General features: G+C 40.4%; 17 protein-coding genes. 10 read left to right on the forward strand and 7 right to left on the reverse strand.

The window, feature by feature from the left end:
• The first annotated feature begins 69 nt into the window (after positions 1–69).
• Positions 70–1521, forward strand: coding sequence for a TrkH family potassium uptake protein (locus tag ACRRSQ_RS19230; protein ID WP_440877401.1), 1452 nt, complete (start codon positions 70–72; stop codon positions 1519–1521).
• Positions 1522–1838: 317 nt separating this feature from the next.
• On the opposite strand, the gene trkA is transcribed toward ACRRSQ_RS19230, so the two are convergent.
• From trkA to def, 4 genes are read right to left on the reverse strand one after another with little or no spacing between them, the layout of a single operon-like run.
• Positions 1839–3218 carry a Trk system potassium transporter TrkA gene (gene trkA / locus ACRRSQ_RS19235; RefSeq protein WP_440877402.1) on the reverse strand — a complete coding sequence of 460 codons (1380 nt, stop codon included), beginning with the start codon at positions 3216–3218 and terminating at the stop codon, positions 1839–1841.
• A gap of 25 nt (positions 3219–3243) precedes the next feature.
• Positions 3244–4548 carry a 16S rRNA (cytosine(967)-C(5))-methyltransferase RsmB gene (rsmB, locus tag ACRRSQ_RS19240; protein ID WP_440877403.1) on the reverse strand — a complete coding sequence of 435 codons (1305 nt, stop codon included), beginning with the start codon at positions 4546–4548 and terminating at the stop codon, positions 3244–3246.
• Positions 4549–4550: 2 nt separating this feature from the next.
• The gene (gene fmt / locus ACRRSQ_RS19245; RefSeq protein WP_440877404.1) at positions 4551–5531 is read right to left on the reverse strand and encodes a methionyl-tRNA formyltransferase; all 981 of its coding nucleotides are present in this window, start codon (positions 5529–5531) and stop codon (positions 4551–4553) included.
• A 22-nt stretch (positions 5532–5553) separates the two neighbouring features.
• The gene (def, locus tag ACRRSQ_RS19250; protein WP_440877405.1) at positions 5554–6069 is read right to left on the reverse strand and encodes a peptide deformylase; all 516 of its coding nucleotides are present in this window, start codon (positions 6067–6069) and stop codon (positions 5554–5556) included.
• Positions 6070–6185: 116 nt separating this feature from the next.
• On the opposite strand from def, the gene ACRRSQ_RS19255 reads away from it, so the two are divergent.
• The 4 genes from ACRRSQ_RS19255 to ACRRSQ_RS19270 all read left to right on the forward strand — a co-directional run bounded on the left by ACRRSQ_RS19255 (position 6186) and on the right by ACRRSQ_RS19270 (position 9670).
• Positions 6186–7277 carry a LysM peptidoglycan-binding domain-containing protein gene (locus ACRRSQ_RS19255; protein ID WP_440877406.1) on the forward strand — a complete coding sequence of 364 codons (1092 nt, stop codon included), beginning with the start codon at positions 6186–6188 and terminating at the stop codon, positions 7275–7277.
• A gap of 63 nt (positions 7278–7340) precedes the next feature.
• Entirely contained in the window at positions 7341–8465 is a 1125-nt protein-coding gene (gene dprA, locus ACRRSQ_RS19260; RefSeq protein WP_440877407.1) for a DNA-processing protein DprA, read from the forward strand.
• A 10-nt stretch (positions 8466–8475) separates the two neighbouring features.
• Positions 8476–8949: a DUF494 family protein gene (locus tag ACRRSQ_RS19265; protein ID WP_440877408.1), complete on the forward strand. Its 474-nt coding sequence runs from the start codon at positions 8476–8478 to the stop codon at positions 8947–8949.
• A 163-nt stretch (positions 8950–9112) separates the two neighbouring features.
• The gene (locus tag ACRRSQ_RS19270) at positions 9113–9670 is read left to right on the forward strand and encodes a topoisomerase DNA-binding C4 zinc finger domain-containing protein (RefSeq protein ID WP_440877409.1); all 558 of its coding nucleotides are present in this window, start codon (positions 9113–9115) and stop codon (positions 9668–9670) included.
• 47 nt (positions 9671–9717) lie between these two features.
• Here the strand turns inward: ACRRSQ_RS19270 and ACRRSQ_RS19275 are convergent, their stop codons facing one another.
• Both ACRRSQ_RS19275 and purE read right to left on the reverse strand, forming a co-directional pair.
• Complete coding sequence (locus ACRRSQ_RS19275) at positions 9718–10860, reverse strand: 5-(carboxyamino)imidazole ribonucleotide synthase (RefSeq protein ID WP_440877410.1); 1143 nt, start codon at positions 10858–10860, stop codon at positions 9718–9720.
• A 9-nt stretch (positions 10861–10869) separates the two neighbouring features.
• Complete coding sequence (gene purE, locus ACRRSQ_RS19280; RefSeq protein ID WP_440877411.1) at positions 10870–11352, reverse strand: 5-(carboxyamino)imidazole ribonucleotide mutase; 483 nt, start codon at positions 11350–11352, stop codon at positions 10870–10872.
• A 223-nt stretch (positions 11353–11575) separates the two neighbouring features.
• Between purE and ACRRSQ_RS19285 the strand changes: the two genes are divergently transcribed.
• From ACRRSQ_RS19285 to ACRRSQ_RS19305, 5 genes are all read left to right on the forward strand, one after another.
• On the forward strand, positions 11576–12124 hold the full coding sequence (locus ACRRSQ_RS19285; protein ID WP_440877412.1) for an L-threonylcarbamoyladenylate synthase: 549 nt from the start codon (positions 11576–11578) through the stop codon (positions 12122–12124).
• 141 nt (positions 12125–12265) lie between these two features.
• A complete protein-coding gene (locus tag ACRRSQ_RS19290) occupies positions 12266–12949 on the forward strand; it encodes an OmpW/AlkL family protein (RefSeq protein ID WP_440877413.1) in 684 nt (227 codons plus the stop codon).
• A 287-nt stretch (positions 12950–13236) separates the two neighbouring features.
• Complete coding sequence (locus ACRRSQ_RS19295; RefSeq protein WP_440877414.1) at positions 13237–13953, forward strand: OmpW/AlkL family protein; 717 nt, start codon at positions 13237–13239, stop codon at positions 13951–13953.
• A 123-nt stretch (positions 13954–14076) separates the two neighbouring features.
• Positions 14077–14898, forward strand: a complete 822-nt coding sequence (gene aroE, locus ACRRSQ_RS19300; RefSeq protein WP_440877415.1) for a shikimate dehydrogenase — start codon at positions 14077–14079, stop codon at positions 14896–14898.
• Positions 14899–14907: 9 nt separating this feature from the next.
• Positions 14908–15144, forward strand: a complete 237-nt coding sequence (locus tag ACRRSQ_RS19305; RefSeq protein ID WP_440877416.1) for a hypothetical protein — start codon at positions 14908–14910, stop codon at positions 15142–15144.
• Here the strand turns inward: ACRRSQ_RS19305 and ACRRSQ_RS19310 are convergent.
• Positions 15141–15683, reverse strand: coding sequence for a gamma carbonic anhydrase family protein (locus ACRRSQ_RS19310; RefSeq protein WP_440877417.1), 543 nt, complete (start codon positions 15681–15683; stop codon positions 15141–15143). The two genes, ACRRSQ_RS19305 and ACRRSQ_RS19310, sit on opposite strands and share 4 nt — an antisense overlap.
• Positions 15684–15955: the final 272 nt, after the last annotated feature.

Below are 15955 nucleotides of genomic sequence, written 5' to 3' on the forward strand. Positions count from 1 at the left end.
TGTTATGCGCAGCGTTTATCTTTGTTTTCATTTAAAATGCTGACAGTAAAAAACTAAAAGAACAATACCGTGCAATATAAAAATATTATTCGAATTCTTGGCTTATTAGTGGCTTTGCTTAGTGTCACCATGTTGCCACCTGCTATCGTGTCTTTGTTATATCGAGATGGTGGTGGTGTGCCATTTTTAATGGCTTTTATATTCTGCCTTATTGCCGGCTTATTATCTTGGTATCCAAACCGCAATGAAAAAAATGATTTAAGAGCCCGAGAAGGCTTTCTTATTGTGGTACTTTTTTGGACGGTACTGGCGAGTTTCTCCGCTATTCCTTTTCTTTTACTTGAACAACCTAACTTTTCAGTCGCTGATGCCTTTTTTGAATCTTTTTCAGGATTAACAACAACAGGGGCAACCATACTCACTAACATTGATAGTTTGCCACATGCGGTTTTGTTTTATCGCCAGCAATTGCAGTGGGTTGGTGGTATGGGGATCATCGTTCTAGCAGTGGCGGTTCTGCCTATGTTAGGTATTGGTGGTATGCAGCTTTATCGTGCGGAAACGCCGGGTCCGGTAAAAGACTCTAAAATGACACCGCGTATTGCCGATACTGCCAAGCACTTATGGTATATCTATTTATCATTAACCATAGCATGTGCTGTAGCTTATTGGCTTGCCGGTATGAGTGCGTTTGATGCCATTTGTCATTCGTTTTCGACGATAGCAATTGGTGGTTTTTCTACGCACGATGAGAGTATTGGTTATTTCAACAGTCCGCAAATTAACTTAGTGTGTGTATTTTTCTTGATCATTGCTGGTATTAACTTTGCGCTTCATTATGCGGTTGTGCAAACAAGGTCGCTGCGCACCTATTTTTATGATCCAGAATTTAAAGTTTTCATCTTAGTGCAAGTAGTTCTGACGCTTATTTGTTTTGTGGTGTTAATGAGTACCGGCACATACGACAACGCCGACCAAGCACTTGATCAGGCGCTGTTTCAGTCAGTATCGATAAGTACAACCGCAGGATTTGCCACCACATCGTTTGCTGATTGGCCAACCTTGTTGCCTATTTTGCTCATTTTTTCTAGCTTCATTGGCGGCTGTGCGGGTAGTACGGGTGGCGGCATGAAAGTGGTTAGGGTACTGCTGTTATACCTACAAGGTATTCGTGAATTGAATAAATTAGTGCACCCAAAGGCAGTATTTAATATTAAATTAGGTAATAAACCTTTGCCTAATCGCGTAGTTGAAGCGATTTGGGGATTCTTTTCTGCTTATGCTGCGGTATTTGTTATTTGTATGTTGTTGCTACTTGCTGACGGCATGGATGATATTACTGCGTTTACGGCAGTGGCAGCTTGTTTAAATAATTTAGGTCCGGGCCTTGGTGAAGTGGCAGCAAACTTTGCTAGCATTGACGATTTTAGTAAGTGGGTACTTATTACCGCAATGCTATTTGGTCGTTTGGAAGTGTTTACTTTGTTAGTCTTATTTACACCGGCGTTCTGGCGTTCATAAACAAGCTAATGTAATAGCCAAAAGAAGGGCATTCTTTTGGCTAAGGTTGCTAGGGTCTGTTGAACTTTCGAGGTTAAATTTTGTTCAAAGTAAACGCTTTTTGTTCAAGGCGTGAACAACACAGCATGGTTGTTCCATGTAAGTTGTGAACAACGATGAAGAAATAGCGTTTAGTTGAACCCCAAGGGCAGCGTTTCTAGGCATTTAACCATCATTATTGCGCTTTCATGTGGAATAACCACATAGCAATCACAATGCTTTGTCTAAATACCTATAAACTGCTGCAAAAACAAACACGAAAGATCAACAGACCCTAGTTAGAAATAACTTAATGCGCTGACTTGGAATAATTTTTCCACTTCCGAGATATAGCGTTTGTTAACCATGAATAAAATGACATGATCTTCTTCCATCACCATGGTATTTGAATGGGCGATTAGTACTTGCTCGCCACGTACAATTGCACCAATTGACGTACCTGGCGGTAATTTTAATGACTGAATGGTTCGGCCAACAACTTTTGATGAGTTTTTATCGCCTTTGGCGACAATTTCAATCGCTTCAGCAGCGCCGCCACGTAAACTATATACGTTATCTATAGCGCCTTTACGTACATGGGTTAATAGCGCTGAAATAGTGGCATGTTGTGGTGATATGGCAATATCGATATTGCTACCATGAACAAGATCTATATAGGCACTTCGTTGAATAAGTACCATAGTTTTACGTACACCTAAACGTTTAGCTAATAATGACGACATGATATTGGCTTCGTCATCATTAGTTACCGCAATAAATACATCAAATTGATCAATATGCTCATCAACCAATAATTCTTGATCTGAAGAGTCGCCGGTAAATACTAAGGTTTTGTTGAGTTCTGAAGCTAGGTGATAAGCACGTTTTGCCGAATGTTCAATTAGCTTAACTTCATGATTATTTTCTAATAATCTTGCTAAACCTGCGCCAATATTACCGCCACCTGCGATCATAATGCGTTTGTATGCAGGCTCAAGTTTTTGCAGTTCATTCATCACCGCGCGAATATGAATACTTGCCGCAATAAAAAATACTTCATCATCCGCTTCGATAACGGTAGTACCTAACGGACGAATAGGTTTACCGTTACGATATATAGCAGCAACACGGGTATCAACATTAGGAATATGCTCCTTTAAGGTTGATAGTGCGTGGCCTACCAATAAACCGCCATAATAAGCTTTTACTGCCACTAAGCTAACTTTACCGCCAGCAAATTCTAGCACCTGCAGTGCGCCGGGGTAGTCAATTAAGCGGGCAATATCGCGGGTAACTAATTGTTCAGGCGCAATAATGTGATCAATAGGAATGTGTTTGTTATTAAACAATTCGTCTTTGAACTTTAAAATACGTCCAGAGCGAATACGGGCAATCTTGCTGGTGGTATTAAATAATGAATAACAAATTTGGCAGGCGATCATATTGGTGGCGTCGTCGCTAGTTACGGCAATAACCATATCTGCATCTTCTGCGCCGGCTTTTTGTAAAATATCAGGATGACAACCTTGGCCGGGTACCACTTGTAAATCGAGTTTATCTTGTAGCTCGCGTAACATTTCGGTATTGGTATCGATTAAGGTAATTTCGTTGCGCTCACCAACGAGATTTTCTGCTAATGTGCCACCAACTTGACCCGCACCTATAATTATTATTTTCATTATATTTAATCAGTAACCTTGTTGTTTACGTTGCTTCGCGTTTGATCAGTTTTGCATAATAAAAGCCGTCCATCGCGCTTTCATCCGGTAAAATCTGCCAACCTATGCTGTCGGTTTTATCGTCTATAGGCACGAGCTGAGCATCATCATAGTCAGCAAGAAACTGGCTGACTTGTTCGCTGTTTTCTTGTGGCAAAATACTGCAAGTTGCATAAATTAACGTACCACCAGGTTTAAGCAAAGACCATGTCTTTCTGAGTATTTGTTGTTGTAGCTCAGCTAATGCCTCTATATCGTTAGCTTTACGCAACCACTTTATATCTGGATGGCGACGAATAACGCCTGTGGCCGAGCAGGGTGCATCAAGCAAAATGCGGTCAAAGTGCTTTCCGTCCCACCAGTTTTCAGGATGAGCAGCATCGCCAGCGATCACTTTGGCTGACAAGTGTAAGCGCTGTAAATTTTCTTCCACGCGCAATAAACGTTTTTCTTCAATATCAATTGCGGTCATGGTAATTGCTGGCGTAAGTTCAAGTACGTGACAGGTTTTTCCGCCAGGTGCGGCGCAGCAATCTAAAATATTTTCGCCGGTTTGGCTACCCAGTAACCGCGCCGCTTGCTGGGCTGCGCCATCTTGTATTGATACCCAACCTTGTTCAAACCCTGGTAGTGTATTTACATCAACCGCTTGGCTAAGCAAAATGGCACCAGAAGCTTGGTCGACGCGTTGATGTGAGATATCGGCATTATCTAGCAGTTTTAGATAAGCACTCACACTATGATGTTGCTGATTAACGCGCAGCCACATCGGTGGCTTTTGTTGGTTTGCGACTAAAATGTTTTGCCATTGCTCTGGATAGGCTGTTTGTAGCTTTTTAATAAACCAACTTGGGTGGTTGTATTTAACTGCTGCAGGTAATTGTGGTTGGTCGTTTGTGGCTTTTTCATCGGCCTTACGTTGAAAGCTGCGTAGCACTGCGTTAACCACACCTTTTAAATGCTTACAGCGTAGCGGACTTGTCGCAGCGACCGTTTCACTTACTGCGGCATGATCAGGGATGCGGGTGTAACGTATTTGATATAAGCCCACTAAAACTAAAAAGTGACCGACACGTTGTTTGCCCACTAAAGGTTTGCTGATAAATTGTCGCGCTTCGAATTCTAATTCAGGCAAGTAACGCAATACGCCATAGCAAAGTTCTTGCAATAAACCTTTGTCTTTACCAACGAGTTTTTCCTGATGCTTTGGTAATTCATCTGCTAAGCTTTTGCCTTTATCAACCACATTAAAAGTACAGGTTGCCGCTAATGCGCGTAAATTAATAGCCATGTTTATCGGCTTCCATTAATTGCTTGGCTGGCTTTAAACCATGCCGCACGTGCATTTAATATATCGCTCGCTGGCATCGCTTTTTTGCCTGGCAGTTGCATCATTTCAATACGCAAAGCATTTTTTGCGGTTGCGACAATAATGCCATTCTTATCAGCTGAAATAATCGTACCAGGTTGCTCGCTAGCATCTGTTTCGATAACACTGGCTTGCCAAATACGAATTCGGTGTTCTTTAGATTTATCACCATTAACTTCATTAAAGGTAAATTGCGCAACCGGCCATGGAATATAGGCTCTTACTTTGCGGTGCAATACCTCAGCACTTTGCTGCCAATCGAGTTCGGCTTCGGTTTTGGTAAGTTTTGCAGCATAGCTGGCAAGGTTGTCGTCTTGTGGTGTTTGTGGGTAATCACCTTGCGCCATTAATGCTAACGTGTCTAATAACGCAGAAGGGCCAAGTTCTGCTAACTTTTCATATAAGGTAGCACTTGTATCAGTTAAGGTGATAGGGCAAGTCGCTTTTAAGATCATCGCACCAGTATCTAAACCTTTGTCCATTTGCATTATAGTAACGCCCGTTTCAGCGTCACCTTGTTCAAGCGAACGTTGAATAGGAGCTGCGCCACGCCATTTAGGCAAAATAGAACCATGCACATTAATACAACCTAATCTTGGTGTTTCTAAAATGACTGTCGGCAATAACAAACCGTAAGCCACCACCACCATAACGTCAGCTTGGTAGCTGGCGAGTTTTTCTTGATCAGCCTTGTCTTTAAAATTCACCGGTTGTTCAACGGTAATGCCATGTTCAAGCGCAACATTTTTTGTTGCACAAGCGGTTAACTTGTTACCTCGCCCAGCAGGTTTATCTGGCGGACAATAAACGGCGACCACATTATGCTCTGAGTTAAGTAAGGCTTGTAAGTGCTTGGCGGCAAAATCTGGTGTGCCGGCAAAAATAATATTCAATGAGTTAGACAAGTGCTTGGGTATCCTGCAATGATTAAGCGTCGTTTTTAGCTAAACGGGCTTCTTTTTCTAATTTGGTTTTAATGCGTTGACGTTTTAACGGCGAAAGGTAATCAATGAATAACACCCCATTTAAGTGGTCAAGCTCGTGTTGAATGCAAATAGCCAGCAACTCTTGAGCGTCTAGGGTGAATTCTTTCCCATTTTTATCGAGCGCTTTCACGGTAACTTCAGCATGACGGTCAACTTTTGCATATTGGCCAGGAACCGACAAACAGCCTTCTTCATTAATAAAAGTATCGTCACTTTTAGCAATAATTTCAGGGTTAACTAAAACAATTGGTTGATTACTTTCTTCTGAAACGTCGATAACGACAATGCGTTGATGAATATTGACTTGGGTAGCGGCTAAACCGACACCTTTTTCAGCATACATAGTTTCGATCATGTTGCTGATAATTGTTTGAGTTTCCTCAGTAACTTCTGTTACTGGTTGAGCTTTTGTTCGTAATCTTTCATCAGGAAAGCGTAATACAGTTAAAATAGACATAATTTACCAAAAGAATTCGCGAAAATTTACATACAGTGTTATGTTCAATTTTAGCTACTAAATAAAATTAATAATAGTGGTTTAGGATAAATGCGTGAATTTTAAGGTAGGTTATCATGCTTAACAAATTTGTTGTCGTCGTTTTTAGCATAATGTGCTCTGCAATAGCACTTGCTGACGAACTTAAGCTTAATGAAAATGCTCCAAAAACGTATGTCGTTAAAAAGGGAGATACATTATGGGATATTTCAGAGGTTTTTCTTAATCAGCCGTGGCTATGGCCAAAATTGTGGCGATTAAATCCAGAAGTTAATAACCCTCATTTAATTTATCCGGGCGATGTTTTGCGCTTGGTATTTGATGAGCAAGGGCGTCCGATGCTGGTTAAAGGTAAACCAGAATTAAAATGGACACCTAAAGTTAGAACCCAGTTAAAAGATTTATCACCTATTAGTACCTTACCGCTGCATGTTATTGCACCTTATATTAAATATGACAGCTTATTAACAGATGAACAAATTGAAAAGCTGCCATATGTTCTTGGTAGTGAAGACGGCTATAAATCGAGCTTAGACCACATTAAAGTTTATGTGAATGGCGACTTAACTGTTGGACAAAGTTACGCTGTGTACGAGCAGGGCGATGAAATAACCGATCCAGAAACTCAAGAAGTTTTAGGTCGCCATGTTATTTTAGTTGGTTCAGGTAAGGCAGTGGCTAGTGGTAATAAAGAAGCGAGTGAACCTGCAACCTTATACCTTGACGGTGTGAAACGAGAAGTACGTGCCGGTACAATCGTCGTGCCGGTAAATGACGGTCAATTATTTCCTTCTTATTTTACCATGCAAGCGGCAAACGCATCGGTGCGCGGTGCAATTATCAAGTCAGCCATAGATGTTCGTGAATTTGGTAAACTTGATATCGTAATGATTAACCGCGGCCTTGAGCATTCAGTAAAGCAGGGCGATGTTATGATGGTTAAACGTACTAGCCCAAGTGTTATCGAAACTGGCAGTGGTCCAGTTTATACTGAAGATGCCTCGAAATGGAATCGATTAGGTGGCAACGATAGCTCTGATTATAAAATGCCAGAAGAGCCAATTGGTGAAATGATGGTATTTAAAGTCTACGAGCAAGTGAGTTTAGCCTTGGTATTAAGCTCTCGTAAGCCGTTGCGTTTAGAGGATATTATAGCCTCACCAAGATAATTTAAATGAAAAGCCATTACTTGTTAATGGCTTTTTTTATAGCCAGTTCTTAAGGAGGAGACCATGGCTAACGCAAATAAAACCACTCAGCAACTGTGGTTGGCACTTAAATTTGTTCCTCGCTTAAATGTGCAAAAGAAAATAGCGCTAGCCGATGAGGTTGGCTTACAAAAGCTATTTTCTGGAAATTTTGCGCTTTCTTCTCTAGGTTTAACTCAAAACCAAGCTAACGCGATTATTCAACCTAATTGGCAGCGTATCGATCAAATCATAGAGCAAAGCCGTTTGTGTCAAAGTGAGATAATTACTTTTGATGACCAGCATTATCCGCAGCTATTAAAAGAAATTTACGACCCGCCTTTAATATTGTTTGCGAAGGGAAATATTCGCTTATTCAATAGTCATCAACTTGCGGTTGTTGGTAGTCGTTATGCCAGTGTTGGCGGTAGAGAAAACGCGCAACGTTTTTCCAAGCAACTTGCCCAAGCGGGGTTAACAATCACTAGTGGTTTAGCGCTAGGTATAGATGCTTATGCGCACAAAGGTGCTTTGTCGTCTGGAAAAACCGTGGCGGTTGTTGCTACAGGCTTAGATCGGGTGTATCCAAGCCGTCATAAAGCATTGGTAAAATCATTACTTGATGCTGGCGGGTTAATCGTTAGTGAGTTTCCCCCCGGTACCTTGCCTAAACCTGGGCATTTTCCCAAAAGAAATCGAATTATTAGCGGTATGAGCCTAGGTGTTTTAGTGGTTGAGGCAACAATAAAAAGCGGTTCTCTTATTACCGCTAGGTGCGCAATTGAGCAAAACCGAGAGGTGTTTGCTATACCTGGCTCAGTTGCTAATGAGCAAGTTAAGGGTTGTCACTGGTTAATTAAACAAGGCGCTAAACTTGTCGACTGTAGTGCCGATATAATAGAAGAACTCGAAAGTATGTCGATATCTGGTCTACACTTTAATTATCAGCAAAATTTTGAAGGGGTAGCGACTGATAAAATTGTAAAAAGTGAAAAACAAGACTTGTGTATCGATTCATTGTTGGCTAGTGTGGGATATGAAATCACACCAATTGACGCTGTGGTTTCTCGGAGCAAACTACCAACAGACGTAGTTTTGACTCGGCTAATGATGCTAGAACTTCAGGGATTAGTATCTGCAGTACCCGGTGGTTATCTTCGATTAAAATAAGGGGCTAGTTATGTTTGATATCTTGATGTACCTTTTTGAAAACTATATTCATAGTGAAGCCGAAGTCATGGTTGACCATGACATACTTACCGACGAACTTACGCGCGCAGGATTTCATCAAGAAGAAATCTATAAAGCGCTGACTTGGCTTGAAAAACTCGCCGCGCTACAAGACACCGATGCCTATCCGTACTTTACGCGTGTTGGCCGTAAGTCTGTACGCGTATACACTGAAGAAGAAACCAAACTATTAGACATTGAATGTCGTGGTTTTCTGATGTTTTTAGAGCAAGTGAATGTGTTAGATTTCACCACCCGAGAAATGGTGATTGATCGTGTAATGGAGCTTGATACGAATTATTTTTCCATGGAAGATTTAAAATGGGTCGTACTCATGGTGCTCTTTAATGTGCCAGGTAAAGAAACAGCTTATTCGCAAATGGAAGACCTTATTTTTGATGAGCAAGAAGGGCCACTGCATTAATAATGCGTAAAATGCATGATGTGCTGAATAACTAGTCAATACTTACACTTTTACTCACCTTTATCAGGCCATTACTACTATAAATGGCCTGCAGTTTAATGTCATAATAGCGCCTAAATATTGAACATCAATATTGTTATTTTCATAAGGTTAAGTGAACGCTGTGTCAAAGTCAGATAAACCTCTTTTTAGTCACCATGAGCATGCGCTTGAAAAGGCGTATGAGGTATGCCCCGAGTGTGGCTCAGAACTCAGTATTAAGCGTGGTAAGGCAGGTGCTTTTTGGGGCTGCGAAAACTTTCCTAATTGTAATTATACTCGAGCGATTATTGAGCATGAACGGGTAGACGATCAAGAATTGCCAGGTAGCGAATGTCCATTATGTCAAAGCACGCTGGCGGTAAAACAAGGGCGTTATGGTATGTTTATCGGCTGCACTAATTACCCTGAATGTCACCATATTGAACATGAAGAGCATGCTGCGGTTGCTGATGTGAAATGTCCAGCTTGTCACAAAGGCAACCTGCAAGAGCGCCAAAGTCGGTTTGGTAAAAAGTTCTATGCCTGTGATGGCTATCCTAAGTGTAAATTTGCGGTTAACCATGAACCCGTTGCAGGCAGCTGCCAACATTGCGGTTTTGCCTTGTTATTAAAAAGGCAAATGGCAAGCGGTGAAAAATACCAGTGTGCCAATAAAAAGTGCAGTGAATTTCAAACATAAAAAAAGGCGCTATTAGTAGCGCCTTTTACGTAAGAGCCAAATGACATTTATGCTTTGGCTGTTACATACGACAAAACTTCAGGAAAGTCTTGGCTTGGCAGAAGCTTAGCAAGTGCTATTAAACGCTCAAACAATTCTTCTTTATTGCTACCCGAAACATTTATATGGCCCATTTTACGGCCAGCTCTTTGTGTTTTACCGTACCAGTGCATGCTGACACTTGGTATTGATAAAATCTCGTCAGGCAAGGTATCAATACCTAAAACGTTCACCATCGCACTCGGGCGAATAAGCTCAGTATTACCTAGCGGTAAATCACACACAGCGCGTAAATGATTTTCAAATTGACAGACATCAGCACCTTGTTGTGTCCAGTGACCTGAGTTATGAACACGTGGGGCGATTTCATTAACAAGTAATTGTTCACCCACTTGGAAAAATTCAATCGCTAAAACACCGACATAATTTAAGCCGTTGGCTACCTTATCAAAAATTTCAGCAGCTTGGTTTTGAAGTGTTTGATTTGATGCTAATGCTAAAGAAACGCTCAGCACGCCATTAGTATGGTGGTTTTCAGTTAACGGATAGGCGAGTGTACTGCCATCGGCTTTTCTGACACCAACCATAGATACTTCACGATCAAATGGTACCATTTGCTCGGCAATAATCGCCTGTGGCTTTTCTGGATTTGCTGACTTAAGAAAGTCTGCAATATCTTGCCAAATAGTCTCTACTTGGTCTGCCGATTTTATTCGCCACTGACCTTTACCGTCGTAACCTTCGAGCGCACTTTTGAAAATAATAGGCAACTCAAGCGTTGCCATCGCCTTATCAAAGCTTTGTTTGCAAGTGACAATGGCGTGTTTGGCATTAGCAACGTTATTGTTTGAGAGTAATTGCTTTTCTAAACGGCGATCACCACCTGTTTTAATCGCGTTGCTGCTCGGCTTCAGTTTGCCAGAAGCTTCACATTGGGCAAGCACTTGATGGTCGATATGTTCAAACTCTGCGGTGATCACGTCAGCATCGTTAATGCCGGCACTAAGATCGCCATAAACAACACGGGTGTTTAATGGGTCAACAACCTGCAATGAGCCAACATCATAGGCTTTTACACTAATGTTTAATGGTTTACCTGCTAAGGCCATCATACGTGCTAGCTGACCTGCGCCTAAAACTAATACCTTCATCAGTGTTTCCTATTGTGCAGGATCTGGATTGTCTAAAATGGTTTGTGTTTGCTCTGCGCGGAATTTTTCAATAGCAGCTTGTACTTTGCTGTCGAATGTACCAATAATTTGTGCCGCTAATAAACCAGCGTTAGCTGCACCGGCAGTGCCGATAGCTAAAGTGCCAACGGCAATGCCTTTTGGCATTTGTACAATAGAAAGTAGAGAGTCTTGACCACTTAGTGCTTTAGATTGCACAGGTACACCAAGTACCGGCAAGCTAGTATAAGCTGCAGTCATGCCTGGCAAATGTGCAGCGCCACCTGCGCCACCAATAATGACTTTAATACCACGATCTTTGGCACCTTGCGCATATTCAGCTAATAAATGTGGCGTTCTGTGAGCTGAAACAACCTTGGTTTCGTATGGAACACCAAGTAAATCTAACATGTCTGCTGCATGTTGCATTGTTGGCCAATCTGACTTTGACCCCATAATAATGCCCACTGTCATTGATAAAACACCCTTATATAAAAATTAGAAAATTCCCTGAATCTTCAGGCAATGCAAGTTAATGCGACATTATACCTATGTTTTTACAAATTCGAAATGTTCATAGCTATTTTCACTTGTTGAGTATTCTTTAAGGGAATTTCATCTACTGTTAGGTTCTAGGCGGAAGTTATTTAAGCTGTTAAAATATGAATCATTATCAGTTAGTACAACAGAGAGAATCGTGTCATATTCATCAGCTCAGCAAGCATTTGAACAAGGTGGGGTAATAGCTTACCCAACAGAAGCTGTTTTTGGTTTAGGGTGTGATCCTGATAATGCCGATGCGGTACAAAAGTTATTAACCATTAAATCACGCCCTCAAGATAAAGGTTTGATATTACTGGCAAGTGACTATCAACAACTTCGCCCCTATATTGATGATGAAATACTTAGTGACCAGCAACGCCAGCAAATATTATCACGTTGGCCAAATGGCATTACTCAAGTATTGCCTGCTAACAAAAACACCCCAGTTTTTCTTACCGGTAAGTTTTCTTCAATCGCGGTGCGCCTAACCACACAACCTGATGTTGTTGCCTTGTGTGAAAGCACAAATAAACCGATAGTTTCGACAAGTGCCAATATTTCAGGTCAAGCACCCGCAATTACATGGCAACAAGCACAACAAACGCTAGGCGCTTTGGTAGATTACATTGTGAAAGGAGAAACACTGGGGTTTGAGAAGCCTTCAACTATTATTGACGGCTTAACGGGTCAAGTGTTTAGATAAATAAAAGAAAGCTTAGTAATAAATTTATTCAGCAAAAAGAATAAAGTGCTACTATGAGCCAAGTTATTTTAGAAACAAAAAATTTTGATTAAGTTTTACTTGTTGGAAAATTTAATCTCTTTTATCAATAGGACTAAATAAATGAAAAAATTGTTGTTGGCAACGGTTGGATTATTCCCACTATTATTTTCTGCCATAGCCTCTGCTGAACCGCATCATCCTGGTGATATGATCTTTCGTGCTGGTATATCGTCAGTTGCTGTAAAAAGTGGCCATTCAGACATATATGTTGATGATTCATCGTTAGTAAATACCTTATCACCTGAAAATGGCGAGCAAGTAAGTTTAAGCTACATTTATTTTATTGATCGCAGTTGGGCTTTAGAGTTTTTAACAGCAACACCCTCTAAACATGAATTAATGCTTAATGGCGAAAGCGGTACGAATCTTCATATTGCTGAAGCATCTCAAATTCCGTTGAGCTTTAGTGTTTTATATTACCCTGATAAAGCGTGGGACTTTAAACCTTATATAGGTGCCGGCTTTAACTATTCGTTTTTTGTTAGTGAAAAATTTACCGCGGCAGCGAGTGATCTAAATTATGAAAATTTAGACTTCGACAATGCTTTAGACTTTTCTTTTCAAGTCGGGGCTGATTATCAAATCTCAAAACAATGGTCAGTCAACTTTTCAGCACGATGGATAGGGCTAAATAGTAAAGGTACTTTTGTTAAAGATAATGGTGCTGCTGCTGACGATGACGGTTTTACTAAAATAGATTTTAACCCGTTAGTATTTTCTTTGATGGTAGGTTATCAATTTTAATTTTTTAATTGATTGAGAAAGCAGCCCAAACAGGCTGCTTTTTTTATGCGTATTTTTTACGATACTGCAAGTGAATCACCCAATGCATCGTTTACATATTTGTGACATAAATCAAATGTATGGTGATATTTTTGTCGTATTATTAGGTTGGTGTTGTTTTGAGTGATTTAATGCAACTTTTTGTTGTAAATTGGCGTGATTTATTGATGTAACGCAAGTTTTTTTATTACAGACAATTATAGACTTTCCCCATTAAAAATAACCTTACTTTTTATGTGGAATATACTATGAAAACAACTCTTATCAAATCAGCAATTTTATCTGCATTATGCCTTTCTCCATTAGCCGTTGCTCATCAAGCGGGCGACATTTTAGTGCGTGGTGGTTTAACTAATGTTGCACCAGATAGTGGTAGTGCTGGTGTTAATTTAGACGGTAATGCTTTACCGCTAAGCTTATCTGTTGATGACAACAGTCAATTAGGCCTTAACTTTGTTTATTTCTACGACAACAACTGGGCGATTGAAGTATTAGCAGCAACGCCTTTTACTCATGATGTTACTTTAAATGACCCAACGGGCGCTACTGAAGCAATTTACGGCATTGATTTAAACGGTGCTAAGTTTGCAGAAGTAACTCACTTACCACCGACAGTAAGTGCTCTTTACTACTTTGACTCAAATTCAGCGTTTAAACCTTATGTTGGTGCTGGCTTAAACTACACAATTTTCTTTGATGAAAAGTTCACAACAACTCCTACCGCTGCTGGTTTTAGTAACCTAGAATTAGACGGTTCTTTTGGTTGGTCTTTACAAGTTGGTGCCGACTACGTAATTAATGATAAGTGGCATGTAAATGCGTCTGTTCGTTACATTGACATTGATACAGATGCTTCTTTTGATGTAACAGACGCATTAGGTGTTGGTGGATTGGCTGGCCAAGGCTCAGCAAGCATCGATGTTGACCCTATGGTTTACTCACTAATGATTGGTTATAAGTTTTAATTAACTCATCTACTTGACGAAAAGCAGCATTAATATGCTGCTTTTTTGGTTTAGGTGTGAATATAGTTGCATTATTTAAGTACTGATATACCCTAACAACAAATTAATCGTGCCTTTAACTTCATGGATAAATATCTCGTTTACGGTAACCCAATTAAGCAATCTCGCTCACCAGTTATTCACCAAGCTTTTGCCAAACAAACTGAGCAAAATATTTCTTATCAAAAATTACAGCCCGAAATAGACGGTTTTAAAGAAGCTGTTAATGCATTTATTGCATTAGGAGGAAAAGGCGCTAATGTAACAGCGCCTTTTAAAGAGCAGGCACTGGAAATGTGTCATCACCTTTCACAAAGAGCTCAACAAGCTGGCGCTGTTAATACATTAAGTTTTATTAATAATGAAATTTATGGCGATAACACTGACGGACTAGGACTAGTACAAGATTTATTAAGACATGGCGTAAAACTGACCAACGCCAAAGTATTGATACTCGGCGCAGGTGGAGCGGTAAAAGGTGTAATTTTACCGTTACTTGAACAACAGCTTGGCGCATTGGTTATTGCTAATAGAACCGTTAGTAAAGCACAGGCGCTTTGTCAGCAATTTGGCAGTGACAAAATGCAAGGTTGTGGATTTGATGATATCGCCAATATCGACTTCGATGTCATCATCAATGCAACTTCCGCGAGTTTAACCGGAGAGCAGCCGCCAATTAGCGATGAGCTAATATCAGATCATACCGTTTGTTACGACATGGTTTACGGTAAGTCACTCACGCCATTTTTAATGTGGGCTGAAAGACTTGGGGCAAAAAGCGTCATTGATGGTTTAGGTATGTTAGTAGGGCAGGCTGCTGAAAGCTTTAATATCTGGCGAAAAGTTATGCCAGAAGTTGAACAGGTTCTCCTCGACTTACGCGCCGATATTAACAAAAGTGATTAAGGGGGAATTATGAATCAAGCAATTATCTTTAATGACGACTTAGCATTTGATAATGAACGCCACGCTTGGATTTTTACCGGCATGCTATCGGGTAGTGTTATCAAGATAGTGATTGATGAAAAATATCACCCCAAAGAAAGTCATGTTGACGATACCGTTAAGTTTGATTGGGAAGCGGCAGCTGAAGACTGGTTAGCAAAGTACGAACCAGTCGGCAGTGAAATACTATTAGAGTTGCCTTTTTAGGTTTGCTCGGCCAAATAATCGTTTTTAAGATTTACATAATTTATCGCAGACTGCTTTAAGAAAGCAATTTCGCTTTCTTTTAGCGGTCTTGCTTGTCTAGCGGGATTACCCACATACAAAAAACCACTCTTTAAGACCTTATTTGGTGGAACTAGGGTACCGCCACCTATAAATACATCATCTTCGATAACTGCACCATCCATAATAATTGCGCCCATACCCACTAATATTCGGTCACCTAAAATACAGCCGTGCAACATACAATGGTGACCAACGGTCACGTCATTACCAATAATCAATGGAAAACCATCTGGATTTTGTTGAGAACGTCGAGTGACATGTAACACAGTGCCGTCTTGAATATTGGTTCGCTCTCCAATGGTGATATGGTTCACATCACCTCGTGCGGCAACAAGCGGCCAAATGCTAGCGTCTTTTGCAATCATGATCTCGCCTACCAAAACAGCCGACGAATCAACATATACTTGTTCGTCTATCTCGGGAAAGTTCCCTTTATAACCACGAAGATTAATTGTCATAAATAAAGTCCAATAAATAAGTCTGGCTAAATATTATCAAAAATAAGCGATAAAACCCGAAAATTTAATAATAGTGTCTGTTTTTCTAATATATCCGCAGGTCAGGTTTTAATTATTAAGTTTTCAATCTAAATTTATCAACTCAATAAGCCTAAGTAGAATGGCAAAAATGGGCGGTATTGCCCAATAAAAACGCGCTTCGTACAAAATAAAAGCAAACAAACGTCAAATTACGTTTTTTCTTAAAAAAGAGTTGACGCCAAGATGAAAAT

Origin of the sequence: Thalassotalea sp. PLHSN55, from assembly GCF_052030545.1 — a bacterium.
GTDB lineage: Bacteria > Pseudomonadota > Gammaproteobacteria > Enterobacterales > Alteromonadaceae > CANMXU01.

Coding starts and splice junctions, on each gene's coding strand:
- trkA (WP_440877402.1), bottom strand. CDS start 3,218: ATGAAAATAATAATTATAGGTGCGGGTCAAGTTGGTGGCACATTAGCA.
- rsmB (WP_440877403.1), bottom strand. CDS start 4,548: ATGGCTATTAATTTACGCGCATTAGCGGCAACCTGTACTTTTAATGTG.
- def (WP_440877405.1), bottom strand. CDS start 6,069: ATGTCTATTTTAACTGTATTACGCTTTCCTGATGAAAGATTACGAACA.
- ACRRSQ_RS19255 (WP_440877406.1), top strand. CDS start 6,186: ATGCTTAACAAATTTGTTGTCGTCGTTTTTAGCATAATGTGCTCTGCA.
- dprA (WP_440877407.1), top strand. CDS start 7,341: ATGGCTAACGCAAATAAAACCACTCAGCAACTGTGGTTGGCACTTAAA.
- ACRRSQ_RS19265 (WP_440877408.1), top strand. CDS start 8,476: ATGTTTGATATCTTGATGTACCTTTTTGAAAACTATATTCATAGTGAA.
- ACRRSQ_RS19275 (WP_440877410.1), bottom strand. CDS start 10,860: ATGAAGGTATTAGTTTTAGGCGCAGGTCAGCTAGCACGTATGATGGCC.
- purE (WP_440877411.1), bottom strand. CDS start 11,352: ATGACAGTGGGCATTATTATGGGGTCAAAGTCAGATTGGCCAACAATG.
- ACRRSQ_RS19290 (WP_440877413.1), top strand. CDS start 12,266: ATGAAAAAATTGTTGTTGGCAACGGTTGGATTATTCCCACTATTATTT.
- ACRRSQ_RS19295 (WP_440877414.1), top strand. CDS start 13,237: ATGAAAACAACTCTTATCAAATCAGCAATTTTATCTGCATTATGCCTT.
- aroE (WP_440877415.1), top strand. CDS start 14,077: ATGGATAAATATCTCGTTTACGGTAACCCAATTAAGCAATCTCGCTCA.
- ACRRSQ_RS19305 (WP_440877416.1), top strand. CDS start 14,908: ATGAATCAAGCAATTATCTTTAATGACGACTTAGCATTTGATAATGAA.
- ACRRSQ_RS19310 (WP_440877417.1), bottom strand. CDS start 15,683: ATGACAATTAATCTTCGTGGTTATAAAGGGAACTTTCCCGAGATAGAC.